Origin of the sequence: Abiotrophia defectiva ATCC 49176 (assembly GCF_000160075.2) — a bacterium.
In the GTDB taxonomy this organism is placed as follows: domain Bacteria; phylum Bacillota; class Bacilli; order Lactobacillales; family Aerococcaceae; genus Abiotrophia; species Abiotrophia defectiva.
Genome location: NZ_KI535340.1, coordinates 1,457,450 through 1,470,816, shown reverse-complemented (window position 1 = coordinate 1,470,816; position 13,367 = coordinate 1,457,450). Strand labels below are relative to the sequence as shown.

The 13,367-nt window shown below is 43.8% G+C and carries 13 protein-coding genes; all 13 read right to left on the bottom strand.

What is annotated here, in order from left to right; genetic code table 11:
• Positions 1 to 19: 19 nt before the first annotated feature.
• The 13 genes from rimP to GCWU000182_RS06720 all read right to left on the bottom strand — a co-directional run bounded on the left by rimP (position 20) and on the right by GCWU000182_RS06720 (position 13,194).
• Positions 20 to 493: a ribosome maturation factor RimP gene (gene rimP, locus GCWU000182_RS06780; protein ID WP_023392071.1), complete on the bottom strand. Its 474-nt coding sequence runs from the start codon at positions 491 to 493 to the stop codon at positions 20 to 22.
• A 121-nt stretch (positions 494 to 614) separates the two neighbouring features.
• On the bottom strand, positions 615 to 1,541 hold the full coding sequence (locus GCWU000182_RS06775) for a 2-dehydropantoate 2-reductase (RefSeq protein ID WP_023392070.1): 927 nt from the start codon (positions 1,539 to 1,541) through the stop codon (positions 615 to 617).
• Positions 1,542 to 1,651: 110 nt separating this feature from the next.
• Positions 1,652 to 2,173 carry a ribosome recycling factor gene (frr, locus tag GCWU000182_RS06770; protein ID WP_373690453.1) on the bottom strand — a complete coding sequence of 174 codons (522 nt, stop codon included), beginning with the start codon at positions 2,171 to 2,173 and terminating at the stop codon, positions 1,652 to 1,654.
• A gap of 156 nt (positions 2,174 to 2,329) precedes the next feature.
• Positions 2,330 to 3,052 (bottom strand): UMP kinase, encoded by a 723-nt coding sequence (gene pyrH, locus GCWU000182_RS06765; RefSeq protein ID WP_023392068.1) that lies wholly within the window; start codon positions 3,050 to 3,052, stop codon positions 2,330 to 2,332.
• Positions 3,053 to 3,139: 87 nt separating this feature from the next.
• Positions 3,140 to 4,021, bottom strand: coding sequence for a translation elongation factor Ts (gene tsf / locus GCWU000182_RS06760; RefSeq protein WP_035364288.1), 882 nt, complete (start codon positions 4,019 to 4,021; stop codon positions 3,140 to 3,142).
• A gap of 119 nt (positions 4,022 to 4,140) precedes the next feature.
• Positions 4,141 to 4,905, bottom strand: coding sequence for a 30S ribosomal protein S2 (gene rpsB, locus GCWU000182_RS06755; RefSeq protein WP_035364286.1), 765 nt, complete (start codon positions 4,903 to 4,905; stop codon positions 4,141 to 4,143).
• 202 nt (positions 4,906 to 5,107) lie between these two features.
• Entirely contained in the window at positions 5,108 to 6,634 is a 1,527-nt protein-coding gene (locus tag GCWU000182_RS06750; protein ID WP_023392064.1) for a class I adenylate-forming enzyme family protein, read from the bottom strand.
• Positions 6,621 to 7,883, bottom strand: coding sequence for an Mbeg1-like protein (locus GCWU000182_RS06745; RefSeq protein ID WP_023392063.1), 1,263 nt, complete (start codon positions 7,881 to 7,883; stop codon positions 6,621 to 6,623). The genes GCWU000182_RS06750 and GCWU000182_RS06745 overlap by 14 nt, the downstream gene beginning before the upstream one ends.
• 138 nt (positions 7,884 to 8,021) lie before the next feature.
• Positions 8,022 to 8,603 carry a hypothetical protein gene (locus GCWU000182_RS06740; RefSeq protein ID WP_023392062.1) on the bottom strand — a complete coding sequence of 194 codons (582 nt, stop codon included), beginning with the start codon at positions 8,601 to 8,603 and terminating at the stop codon, positions 8,022 to 8,024.
• A 34-nt stretch (positions 8,604 to 8,637) separates the two neighbouring features.
• Positions 8,638 to 9,630 carry a flotillin-like protein FloA gene (gene floA / locus GCWU000182_RS06735; protein ID WP_023392061.1) on the bottom strand — a complete coding sequence of 331 codons (993 nt, stop codon included), beginning with the start codon at positions 9,628 to 9,630 and terminating at the stop codon, positions 8,638 to 8,640.
• Positions 9,630 to 10,244 (bottom strand): NfeD family protein, encoded by a 615-nt coding sequence (locus GCWU000182_RS06730; RefSeq protein WP_023392060.1) that lies wholly within the window; start codon positions 10,242 to 10,244, stop codon positions 9,630 to 9,632. The genes floA and GCWU000182_RS06730 overlap by 1 nt, the downstream gene beginning before the upstream one ends.
• A gap of 74 nt (positions 10,245 to 10,318) precedes the next feature.
• Complete coding sequence (locus GCWU000182_RS06725) at positions 10,319 to 11,932, bottom strand: DUF6612 family protein (RefSeq protein WP_023392059.1); 1,614 nt, start codon at positions 11,930 to 11,932, stop codon at positions 10,319 to 10,321.
• A gap of 122 nt (positions 11,933 to 12,054) precedes the next feature.
• The gene (locus GCWU000182_RS06720) at positions 12,055 to 13,194 is read right to left on the bottom strand and encodes an AI-2E family transporter (protein ID WP_023392058.1); all 1,140 of its coding nucleotides are present in this window, start codon (positions 13,192 to 13,194) and stop codon (positions 12,055 to 12,057) included.
• Between the last annotated feature and the right edge of the window lie 173 nt (positions 13,195 to 13,367).

Below are 13,367 nucleotides of genomic sequence, written 5' to 3'. Positions count from 1 at the left end.
TCTATCCTCCAGTAGTCTATTAGAACTTAATAGCCAGACGCGCTTTGGCGATGGCTTGGCGTTCGATTTCTAGTTGTTTTTTGACAGTTTTAATTTGGACAGTCAGCGCAACTTTGTCATCTGTCACAGCTTCTAAAGTCCCTTCATGGCTCTTAGCACCGTGTTGTGGCGCATAGTAGTCTAAATGCACATACTCACCTATTGCCTCTCGCAAGGCTTGATCAGTTTTCAATGGCCGTTCCGCCCCTGGTGATGAGACCTCTAAGAAATAAGCCTCAGGAAATGGATCAGGCTTAATACTATCCAGATGTTCGCTGATTTGCTCACTGATGGCCGCACAGTCATCAATGTCAATCCGTCCTGGTTTATCCGCATAGATGCGAAGGAACCAAGACTTACCTTCCTTGACATATTCCATGTCAACCAAGTAGCAGCCGTTGGCTTCTACTATCTCGGTAATGGCTGGTGTCACCTTATCTAAAATTGCACTCATAGTTCACCTCATTCTCTCATGCAAAAAGAGCAAGCGTCACCGCTCACTCCTTTCCAACTTGATTTCGACTGTATTCATTATACCATAAAGAGCCTAAGTGTCAAGCCTTTGGGCTTAGTTACTAGGCGCGCACCCCAATTTGTCGCTCCTTAACATGGATGAACTCCGTCACCATTTTACAGTAAGGTGTATCAATGCCTAAGTCGGCCCCCATACGTGCAACAGCCCCATTGATGTAGTCAATTTCAGTTAGGCGTTTTTGTTGAACCAGATCTTGGTGCATAGATGGATAGTGACCTGCTAGCTTAACAGATAAGTCCATAAGGTACTGGTAGATTTTCTCTTCATCGAGGGCGATACCTTTGGCTTTGGCTACAGTGATGAACTCGTGCATAAGTTGACGAACGATTAAGCGCCCCTCTTCCGAAGAGAAGAACTCTGCAATGGTACAATCTGTTAAGGCACAAGTAGAGTTCATGGTCCCATTGACACAGGCCTTAGTCCAGATAGCCTTAAAGACTTCTTGGTCATATGTCGCATTAAGCCCAGCTTGGTTAAGTAAAGCTTCTACCTCTAGGCCAACTTCTTTACCGCTTGGGTCAAGCGCACAGAAATTAATGGTTCCCGAATCTTTGAGACGAACTTGCCCCGGACCAAGAAGGACAGCAGTCCAAACGGTTACCCCCATCATAATATTGTGTGGATCCACGTATCGTTTAATGACTTCTTCATGTCCTAAACCATTAAGTAAACAGAAAACCTTGGTGTGCTGATCACGTAAGTGAGCCGTTTCCTGCAAGGTTGTCTCCAATTGGTGGGCTTTGACGAAAAGAATCATGAGGTCACAGACAGACGCATCCTGACCAAAAGGCCGAATATCTAAGGCTACCGTCTTGTCTTGGTCACCGGTAATAATTAGTCCTTTTTCTTTGATTGCTTGAATGTGATCTTGCCAGCCATCGAACAAGACAACTTTTTGGCCAGCTTCAGCCATTTGGTAGCCGAAACGGCAACCCATTGCGCCGGCACCTACAATATAGGTTAACATAACAAGTCCCCTCCTATGTAAGTTTATTAACTAACTTCATTATAGCATTTTTTAGGTAAGAAAAAAAGACGCAAATCCTGCTATACAACAGAATCCACGTCGATAAAGTCTTATTTTTCTAAGATTTCTTTTTCTTTCTCAGCCGTTAATTTTTCGATTTCTTTGACGAAGTCGTCTGTTAACTTTTGAATGTCTTTTTCCAGACCTTTCAAATCATCTTCGGTGATTTCCTTGTTCTTCTCTGCCTTCTTAGCATGGTCAATGGCATCACGACGGATGTTACGAACACGGACCTTAGCCCCTTCTTGTTCCTTACCAACGGTTTTAGCCAATTCTTGACGACGCTCTTGGGTCAAGGCAGGAATGACCAAACGCACCACAGACCCATCGTTAGATGGCGTAATGCCCACATCACTCATTAAGATTGCTTTCTCGATATCCCCTAGGGTTCCTTTGTCATAAGGCGTAATCAAAAGCATACGCGCCTCTGGAATGGTGATGGATGCTAATTGGTTGAGGGGAGTTGGCACGCCATAGTATTCAACGCTAATACGGTCTAAAATGCTGGCATTAGCACGCCCAGCCCGAATAGAACCTAACTCGCGTTGGTAGGCGTCAACGGTCTTTTGCATACGTTGCTTAGTATCTTTGATTAATTCAGTAGTCATTGAGACAGCCTCCTGCATATTTTGTACTAACTTATTATAGCATATTTAATCTAGCTTGAGTATAGCCTATTTTTATCCAAAAAGAGCGCCTCAGAGACTAGGAGACGCTCTTAAAAATCATTATTTGCCGCCAACGACCGTCCCGATGGATTCACCCAAAACTACCCGACGAATGTTACCAGGTTCATTCAAGTTGAAGACAACCAATGGAATATCGTTATCCATGCTGAGGGAGCTAGCGGTAGAGTCCATAACCTTTAGGCCCTTAGCAATAACATCTAAGTGGGACAAGTTGTCGAACTTAGTTGCATTGGCATCCTGGCGTGGATCAGCATCGTAGACGCCATCCACATTATTCTTAGCCATCAAGATAACGTCTGCGTTCACTTCCGCAGCGCGCAAAGCGGCTAGAGTATCAGTTGAGAAGTAAGGGTTCCCGGTACCTGCAGCAAAGATAACCACGCGGCCCTTTTCCAAGTGGCGGATAGCACGACGACGGATAAATGGTTCCGCAATTTGGCGCATGTCGATAGAGGTTTGAACCCGAGTTGGCACGCCATTGTTCTCCAGAACATCTTGTAAGGCTAAGGAGTTCATGACAGTCGCCAACATGCCCATGTAATCGGCTTGCGCCCGTTCCATGCCCATCTCAGCCCCTGTAATCCCTCGCCAAATATTGCCACCACCGACAATAATGGCGATTTCTACGCCTAAGGCGTGAACTTCTTTAATTTCCTTGACCATTTCTTTGATGGTTGCTGGATCAATACCAAAGCCAGATTGTCCAGCCATGGCTTCGCCGCTTAATTTCAAGACGACACGTTTGTATTTCGGTTCTACCATTTTCCTTACTCCTTACCTTGATTTGCCTGATGAGTCCGTTTTTCAGAAAAAGCCCCAATCACTTGGGGCTTAGTCAATTAGACGAGCTTATTTACCCATTTGGGCAGCCACTTCGTCTGCAAAGTTATCTTGACGTTTTTCCATACCTTCGCCGACTTCATAACGGACAAAAGTTTTCACTTTGCCGCCCTTAGAAGCTACGAATTCAGCAACTGTTTGGTCAGGATTCTTAACGAATGCTTGTTCAGTTAAGCTGATTTCAGCTAAGTATTTGTTCATACGACCTTTAATCATTTTCTCAACGATGTTAGCTGGTTTGCCTTCGTTGAGGGCGATTTCGGTTTGGATCTTTTCTTCGTGTTTGTAGTCTTCTTCAGATACATCTTCACGGCTTACGTAACGTGGGTTGATCGCTGCAACGTGCATGGCAACGTCTTTAGCAGCCACAGAATCGTCAGAACCTTCGATAACAGTTAAGACACCAATACGGCCACCCATGTGGAGGTATTCACCGAAAGCATCGCCATCAGCTTTAGATAATACTTCGAAACGACGAAGAGAAAGTTTTTCACCGATAACGGTTGTACCTTCTAAGATTAATTCTTCGATTGTCTTGTCGCCAACTTTAACAGCTAAAGCTTCTTCCATAGTAGCTGGTTTTGCTTCAGCAATAGCTTTAACAACAGTTGCTACTAAAGCTTGGAACTTGTCGTTCTTAGCCACGAAGTCAGTTTCAGAGTTCAATTCGATCAAGGCAGCAGTGTTGCCGTCTACATAAGTAGCAGTAACCCCTTCAGCTGCGATACGGTCAGCTTTTTTAGCAGCTTTAGCTAAACCTTTTTCACGCAAGAAGTCTACCGCTTTGTCGATGTCGCCTTCAACTTCAACTAAAGCTTTTTTAGCGTCCATCATACCGACGCCAGTCATGTCGCGTAATTCTTTTACTAATTTTGCAGTAATGTTTGCCATTTTGTTTGTTTCCTCCTCAGGTCTTATAAAAAACTGTCTCAACACAGGTCCCTAGCCTTGAGCCTATGGTTATCCTCCTGAATTAAGACAGTTCATGCTTATACTAAGTTAAGTAACGCTTAGGCTTCTTGGCCTTCGTTTGATTCGAACAAGTTGTCGAAGAAAGCTTTGTCAGTTGATTCTTCAGCGACAGCTTCTACAACCCCTTGGTTGCTTTCGATAACAGCGTCAGCCATAGCACCAGCGATTAAGCTGATAGCGCGGATAGCGTCATCGTTAGATGGGATTACTACGTCGATTTCGTCTGGGTCACAGTTAGTGTCGACCATAGCAACGATTGGAATGTTTAATTTTTGAGCTTCTTGAACCGCGATGCGCTCTTTACGAGGGTCCACGATGAAGATAACATCTGGAATTCTTGGCATGTCTTTAATCCCGCCTAAGAATTTCTCTAAACGCTCTTGTTCCTTACGGATTTCGATAACTTCTTTCTTAGGAAGTACTTCGAAGGTCCCGTCTTCAGCCATTTTTTCGATTGCTTTCAAGCGACGGATACGGCCTTGGATAGTATCCCAGTTAGTCAAGAGACCACCCAACCAACGGTGGTTGATGTAGTATTGACCTGAACGTACTGCATGTTCTTCAACAGCTTTTTGAGCTTGTTTCTTAGTACCAACGAAGAGTACTACACCGCCGTCAGCAGCTGCTTCACGCATGTAGTTGTATGCTTCGTCAACTAATTTAACAGTTTTTTGTAAGTCGATGATGTAGATACCGTTACGTTCTGTAAAGATGTAACGCTTCATCTTAGGGTTCCAACGACGAGTCTGGTGACCGAAGTGTACACCAGCTTCTAATAATTGCTTCATAGAAATTACTGACATTTCTATACCTCCATTTGGTTTAATATTTTTCCTCCGAACGTGTCACCTAGCAAGGAAACTTGGTTACCCAAGCACCGTCCTCACTATCAACGAACGTGCGAATTGGTGCATCAAGTGATGCAACCTTATACAATATACACCATCTCAAAAGAAAAAGCAAGGCCTAAGTTAGGTCAAGCCTTGCATTATATCTCTTAGTTACTCAATTAAATAGCTCTTGTCTAAGCGCTAGACGTTGAACTTTCATGGTCGCAGTTCGGGGAATATCGCTCCACTCCATAATAATCGGTTGGTTGAGGTGAGGCATATCCGCAGTCAAGTGCCACCAGGCTTGCCAGTCTATGCTCATACCATCCTTGATGGCAATAACTGGCTGGGCATAGCCCTTGGGGTCTCTAATAATGACTGCTTCAGCCAAGAAATCTAATTTATCCAATAGCCTATCCTCTATTGCCAGTGTGCTAGGTAAGGCCTCCACTAGGTCCACTTGGCGATCTTGAAGAAAGAGATGGCCCCGCTGATCTAGATAACCGTGGTCCCCACTATCCCACCAGTCACCATAAACATTTTCAGCAAAGCGCCCTTCTTCTTGATAGTAAGTTAGAGCCCTGCCTCTGGAATAGAGTTGGATATGGCCTGGTTGGCCTTGTTTGACAGGATTACCCTCAGCATCACATATTCTGGCCTTGGTTAAGTCGCCTAGGCCTAGTCCCATGTCTCTGGCTTCGAGATTAGCTAAGCTTCTTAAGCGATGGGATCTTAAAATCATAGGCCCACATTCACTTTGTCCGTAGACCTGTAGGAAGACAGGATGGTTAGCCTTAGCTGCCTTCAAGAAGGACGCCATGGTATCGCCATTAATGGCATCGAAGGTCGAATGAAAGTATTTAGTCTCCTTGAATAGTTCCGGTTTGTCCTGCGCTAGACCACGCCATTGGACAAAATGATTAGGATGAGTTTCTACAGCGTAGGGTGGATGTGCTCTGAAAGCAGCCTCAACTGAAGCTAGGTCAGGATTCGATAGCGGCATCATGGGAAAGCCCAAAGACATAAGGCTGGAAACTCCAATATTGAAGCGAGAATGAACCGGACTGACTAGGAAGCTACACAGCTTTCTCTCCTGCATTTGGTCTAGGACCCGCTTCTGCCAGAGGGTTCGCCAGCCCATGCTGCGGTAAGAGTGGCAGATAAGCTTGGGAACTCCTGTTGTGCCTGAAGTATGCGTCATATAGGCAATGGCATCTAAATCGAATTTAGTTGACTCAAGCTCATTTACTTCTTTCGCATCTAGTATAGAGTCAAGACTTAAGTAACTTGAGCCATTTGGAGTGGCAAGTTGTGACACATTTTTAGCCGTTTTCTGATCGTAAATTAAGGCATGTCCTTGCCCCAGTCTTTGACCGAAGACCTTAATAACCTCAGCTCCTAAGTGATAGGACACCATAACTGGCACCGCACCAAGTTTAGTTAAAGCAAGCGCTAAAAGATAGGTATCAAAAGCGGGCGATTTGTAGACCATGACCTTAGTGCCAGGCTTGATACCTAATCTTGCTAACTGCTTAGCACATCGATCAATGGATTTTAAAGCATCCTGATAGCTAGTTTCAAGACCTAATTCCGGGAAAGCAGCTAAAATCTGATCAAAATAAATGGGAACATGAGGCCATTTACGACTTGCGGTCGCAAAATTATCATAGAGATTGAGAGGCTCATAATCAAATCGCGCCATGCTCTATTTCCTCGCTGTTAGCTTGTGGCTCCCCTTCTTCTTCTACTTGCTTATCTTCAGATTTACCTGGCAATAGGGCGTCAGGAACTAGGTCCTTGATGAAGTTTGCTGCACTATCTATCTTGCCTTGGACAACTTCCAAGAAGTTAGCGTTTGTTTCATCCCCCTGCTCCTTATAGATGGCTTGGAGCTGAGCAAATCCTTCTTTAAGCAAGTCACTATCTTCTGTATCACGAATTTCACGTTGTAGAGAGATAAGAAACATGAGGAAATTGTCGCCTATCTCATTCAAGGTTTCAATACCTGTAGCCTCAATAATGCCAAATATGGCACCGAAGAATTCTTCTAACTCTTGGGCAGAATGCTGGTCAACCCATTGCCCAAGGGTAGCTTGAAGACGCTGACTACCTGGAGTTACCGACTCTACTTCCTTGAAACTCACCTTATCAATTTGCCAGTTCTCTAGCAGGTGTTGCATCATACTAATGCCTTTGCAGGCGACCACCTTGGCTTGAACTGTATGGAAGAGAATCTGACTGACCACCGCATCCTCTGGCTGGAAGGCATGAATCTTGGACTCAATGCCCAAATAGCCCTCTGACTCTAGAAATTCACGTTGATATCCAGGGCCGTCATAAGCATAAATAGCCGACACTTGATTCTGTAACTTTTTATCAAGTTGACTAGCGGCATAAATTGCTAAGTTGGCTCCTTTGGAGTGACCGGCTATAATATATTGACCATCAAATTCAGTCATGACTTTGGTCAGGTATTCTCTAGCAGCATCCTGAGCCGGCACCTGGGTTTGGTGGCTCATATTGAAGTCTTCTTTCCAACCCACAATCGTTTCATCTGTCCCACGGAAGACTACCAAATAGGTATTAACTTCCGGAATATAGAAGGTTGCCGCCGCAAACTGCTTCTCTAACTTGAGGTCTAAGTCGGATTGAAAGCCGAAAATCTGAATATTACGATAGCGTGATGCTTGGGCTGCGGCCTTGGCTACCTCAAGCCGTCCCTTGGAAATTAAGAAAGGATTTTCTTCTTGAATTTCTTTTTTGTCTTGAGCAAACTGCTGGTAAAAATCCATCACAGAAATGGCTTTTGATTCGGATATAACATGACTGACATAATCATCTAACTTGAGATAGACCATTTCAACCATAACTGCAATATCCACCTCATTGAGAGGTTGGAGCTCAAAATCAACATGGCCGATATTCTTAATATACTGTTTAAAATCTGACATTTAGTCATCCCTCTTTTCTGGACATAGTAATCCTACTTTCATCCTAGCACTTTAAGCAATAAAAGCAAGTTTCCTGATTATTTTGTGTCTAACTATACACAAAAAGAGGCAGGAATCACTTCCTACCTCCATTCCATATCATTTAGATTGATACTTTGGTTTGAGAATCTCACTATAAATAACCGCATCCTTAAGGTTCTTGCGATTGAGCTTGGTGAGTTTAGAACCACGCCCTGTATGGTGGTGATTAGAAGCACCTATACGTTCAAGTTGAATGGCATCTGCATCAGATTCGGCCAAGGACCAATCTTGGTCACTGTCACCCCACTGATCAGCCAAGGACGCTTCCATTTGAGCTTGAGTCTGATCAAATTCAACCTCGTCCAACATAGACTGGCCAGCTTCGCCTTTTGCTTGTAAGAGATTATCAGCCTCAATTTCCTCAGCACCTAGAGCTTGGTCTAATTCTTGGTTAAGATAATCAATCTTATCTTCTAATGAGGCTCTCTCCTGATCAGTAAGATTAGGATCCTGTGCGGCAGCCATGAGCACATTCAATTGAGCTGACAGATTTCTTAGTGAATACTGAGGGTCTACTTGAGGCATTGGGTTCTGGCGGAATCTTGCTTGCTTACCCGCCGCATTATCACGAATCATGTCCCGAATTTTAGGGATGAGGAAAGACGCAAGGAAAATCATCAAAAAGATATAGCCTCTCATTGGTTCACTCCCCTTTCATCATGACTTAAGTGTCCTATTCAGAAATCACTGTGTCGCCGGCTGGTTTTTCATCCTTAGCAATGGATTCACGCATAGCAGTATCGGCTTGGATATTTTGTAATTGATAGTAATCATGAATACCTAAGTTGCCTTTACGGAAAGCTTCGGCAATAGCTAATGGCACTTCAGATTCTGCTTCAACCACTTTAGCTCGCATGCGTTGTACTTCGGCCAACATTTCTTGTTCTTGGGCAACCGCGAAGGCACGACGTTCTTCAGCCTTAGCTTGAGCAATCTTCTTGTCTGCTACAGCTTGGTCAGCTTGCAATTTAGCCCCGATGTTACGGCCCACATCAACGTCCGCAATATCAATGGATAGAATCTCAAAGGCAGTCCCTGAGTCTAAACCTTTACGTAAAACAGTTTGGGAAATAGAGTCTGGGTTCTCTAGGACAATGGAGTGCTTAGCGGCACTACCTACGGTCGTAACAATCCCTTCACCAACACGGGCAATGATGGTTTCTTCACCAGCACCCCCGACTAAACGTTCAATGTTGGCGCGAACAGTCACTTTGGCTTTGGCCTTAACTTCAATCCCGTCCATAGCTACACCCGCAATAATTGGGGTTTCAATTACCTTAGGGTTAACCGATACTTGAACGGCTTCAAAAACGTTACGCCCTGCCAAATCAATGGCAGCTGCTTGTTCGAATTCCAAGTCAATATTGGCACGTTGAGCCGCAATTAAGGCATCAATGACCATGTTGACATTCCCACCTGCTAAGTAGTGAGCTTCAAGTTCATTTGTATTAATGACTAAGCCTGCTTTGGTTGCCTTAATCATTGGGTTAATAATCATTTTTGGCACAACCCGCCGCAAACGCATCCCGATTAAATTCCCAATCCCCACTTTAACACCAGAGAAGTAGGCGGTAATCCATAAACCTACTGGTACAAAGCGGAAGAAGAGGCTAATCAGTACTAATAAGACGACAATTAATAAACCTAATGGAATCCATCCATTCATTATGCTTCTCCTCCTTTTCTAACAACAAGTGCCCCTTGGCTGACAGCTTGAACCGCAATCGTCGCCCCTTGACTAATAAAGTTGTGGGCACTCCGCGCTTCATAGACCTGGCCATCTACTTCGACTTTACCGATCGGCTTCAAATCTGAAATAGCATGTCCTGAGTGACCAATGAGTGGGTGATCGGCGCTAGCTGCCTGGTCTCCTTGTCTTCCTCGAGCATGAGAGTTAATCTGCGCATCTAGAATTAAGGCTTCATTGACCTTAATAGACAGGCCCAACTTCAATAGGACGAAGAAGACGGTCACACTGACAAGTCCAATCCCGAAGAGTAAGAGCCAGGTCTCTTGCCAATTCTGTGTGTGGTATTGGAGTACCAAGCCCATGACAACTGAGCCAATAAGACCGGCAAAACCTGTTTGTGGTAAGTAGAACTCTAAGATGACCATCACTACCCCAACTGAGAAAATGATAAAGGGTAAGAGTCCGTCAGACTGCCAAGCTTCAAAATACCAAGCAAAGGAAGCTAATGCTAAAAGTGCTGTCGGCAACTTCTGCTTGAAGAAGAGCGTTGCCGTCGCAAAAGCAACCCCCAACAAGATAAGTAGATACACGAGTTATTCCTCCTCTCAAGTTTCTAAGTCTATTATAGCACTTTCACTAAAGTCTGAAAACTATTTACACAAGCTTACCAATTCGATTCTTCAGAAGATGAGAGCTCTTCAATTGGTCTAGCATCTTTGGCCTCGCTAGGAAGCTCAAATTTCATATCTGAGACCTTATTATGGCGACTAAAGGAAATTTTAGCATGCTGGATTTGAGGGCTCCCTCCTATTTGGGTCTCTACCTTCAAATCAAGTGATTGGAGATAATGTTCCTTTTTAGAAACTTCTAAAGTCAAACTAAACTTACCTTGCCTTTCATTTGAGTCTGTCTCCGTCAAATCCATTAGCAAGTCTCTTGACAGTTTACCAAGGAGCCCAAGTTCATGGCCTTGCAATTTCAGCAAGTAACTTGTTTCCGATTCTTCAAGGGTCATTTTTTCAGTTAACTTTTTGTCTGCTAAGACTGTCAGCAGACGCTGGTATTCTGGTTTGATATCCTCTGTTTTAGCTGCCGATACCGTGTACCATTGGGTATTGAGACGCCCATAAAAGGTTTTGTCATTCAAGCTCTTTATGATTTCAACGAAACGTCCATCAGGATAGCTATGATCTAGAATACCAAAGTAATGAAGACCGATGATTTGCCCAACCTTATCATAGGCCATATCACCTTCTAAGGCTGTGACATTGGTCTTGTCATCTGATAAGATAATTTTCTCGAAGGACATGAAAACCGAAGAAAGTAGCCGCTCTCGCCATGCTTCTTCCATGATTTGACTAGCCTTAGGAGAGGAGTCACGACTTTGGCTAGAGTCGGTAGCTTCACTTGTTTCATCACTTGATTCAGACCTATCAGAACTGCTGTCCTCTTCCAAGACAGCCTCTTGCGTCCATGGAGCCAAGGTCAGATTTTTCTCAGAGACTTGATTAATATCTGCTACCGATAGCTCTGCGGACCGCTGTTCTTGATCGTCTTGATAGTAATAGCTTAAGCCCTTAAGATTAAAATCCTTCTGGTCGATTATGAGCTCAAGACTACTTTTTTCTTGACCGACTTTATCTCGCCCAATACTAAAGAGGAAAAGGTGGGTTAAGGACTGGTCCTTGTCACTGATATAGACATGATAACTCGAACCCTTAAGTTCAACCTTAGAGTATGGGGCGTCAAGTAATATAATGGACGTAAGAATATCCTGGTAATTGACATAGGCAAAGGGAGAACTTATCTGCCTATATCTAGCCTGATCGTTCTCTGATTTCGTATACAAAAGATAGTCATCTTGAGCTTTCTTAGTCAAGTAATACTCAAATTTGAGTATGCCAGCCAAATTGAATTCTTCATGATTAAAGGAAAGTATCGGCTCACTCTTCTGGTCATCACTGACTTCAAATTTGTTCCAGGCTATATAGGCATCTTCACTTGGCACAGACATCTCCTTAGTTTTTCGAGAGGTCTTTGCGGTGAGTTTAACATTTAACACCTTTTGTCGCGCTTTCTCTAGCTTATCCTGTAATTCAGGGAAGGTCATACGCTCAGTCTCTTCAGATATCAGTGAACTTCCCTCACTTGCTTTAGAACTTTCCTCAGAGGAAGTATCTAAAATGGGTGGGCGTGCAGCGACACTTTGGCCCGTATAGTTGACAAGAAAACTCAATCCTAAACAGCCAACTAACAAATGCTTAGTCAAGTGTTTCATATTATTAACCTCCTTACCCTCGAAAAGGATAAAATTGTTAGTTCAATTATAACATAAAGCCTCTCCAGTCACCAAATAATCCTATCAAAATAGCGAGAGCAGCCATGCTCTCGCTATCTAACTTATTCAAGAATAGTCAAGGTTTGACGCTTCTCCCGCATGAGGACATCTCGACCCAATAGTTTGTAGAGGGTCGCCGCTAATGGGATCCCCAGAATCATACCTGAGATTCCCATTAAGCCGCCACCGACTGTGAAGGCCACTAAGACCCAGAGACCTGGTAACCCAATAGATCCCCCGACCACACGTGGATAGATTAGGTTCCCTTCCAGCTGCATGATAATGATGACCATGACTAAGTAAAAGAGGGCCTGGCTTGGTGAAACAGCCAACAGCATCAAAGTCCCTACTGCTGCAGAGATATAGCCACCAATAATTGGAATTAGGGCCATAACCCCAGCAATCACTCCTAACATCCCCGCATATGGCAGATTGAAGATGCTGGCAGCAACGGTGACTAGGCTGCCCAGAATGATGCCTTCCAAGGTCATCCCCACGAAGAAATTGGTGAAGGATTCATTCATTAGGCGAATAATGTCTAATAAAGTCTGAGCGTGACTAGGTTTCAAGTAGGCCATAATCACTCGCTTACCCTGTAGCAAAAGACGTTCCTTAGACCCCAAAATATAGAGGGCCACCATCAAGGACAGGATGGAGTTAATGGTATTGGAGGCCACGCCAGTAATGGTGTTGAAGGTAATATTGAGAAAATTAGAAGACAAGGTATTGAGCACCGTCATGGACTGTTGAATCAAACTCCCCCAGTTGATATTAAGCTGGGACATGAGGGTCTGCAACTGAGGGAAATAAGCATCGTATTCTTCAATCGCTCTCTGAAGCCAAGTGCTGACACCTGGAATTACCTCAATAAAGCGGCTGATGGCTGTTGACAATTGCGGCAAAACCAGAACCAAAATCATAATCACTGCTAGGACAAAGGTTAAAAGTGATAAAAACATAGATACCGGGCGTTTTAGTGATTTGACACCAGGTACTTGTCCTTGGACTTTGGTCAGTAACCCCTCATAGCGCACCATGAGTAGATTCAAGATATAGGCGAAAATCGCCCCATTAATAATAGGCCCTAAGGTCTTATAGATGGATCCGACAAGACCCATAAGGGAGTTCCAGTTCCAGACCCCTAAGACAATTAAGGTGACTAAACCAATGTATTTCATTATATATTTATCGTAGCGTGCCATAGCGCTCCTCCTAGCAATCCTAAGCTTGAAACCAGGCTTGGGATTGGAATCATCGTATAAAATAAACTCTTTCTTCTTAATTTTACCTTACGCCAGCTAAAAAGGAAAGTCAAGTAACTTAGAAGTTAGCTCAAGCAAAATTTAAACATAAAAAAAGATGACTAAGTTAACTT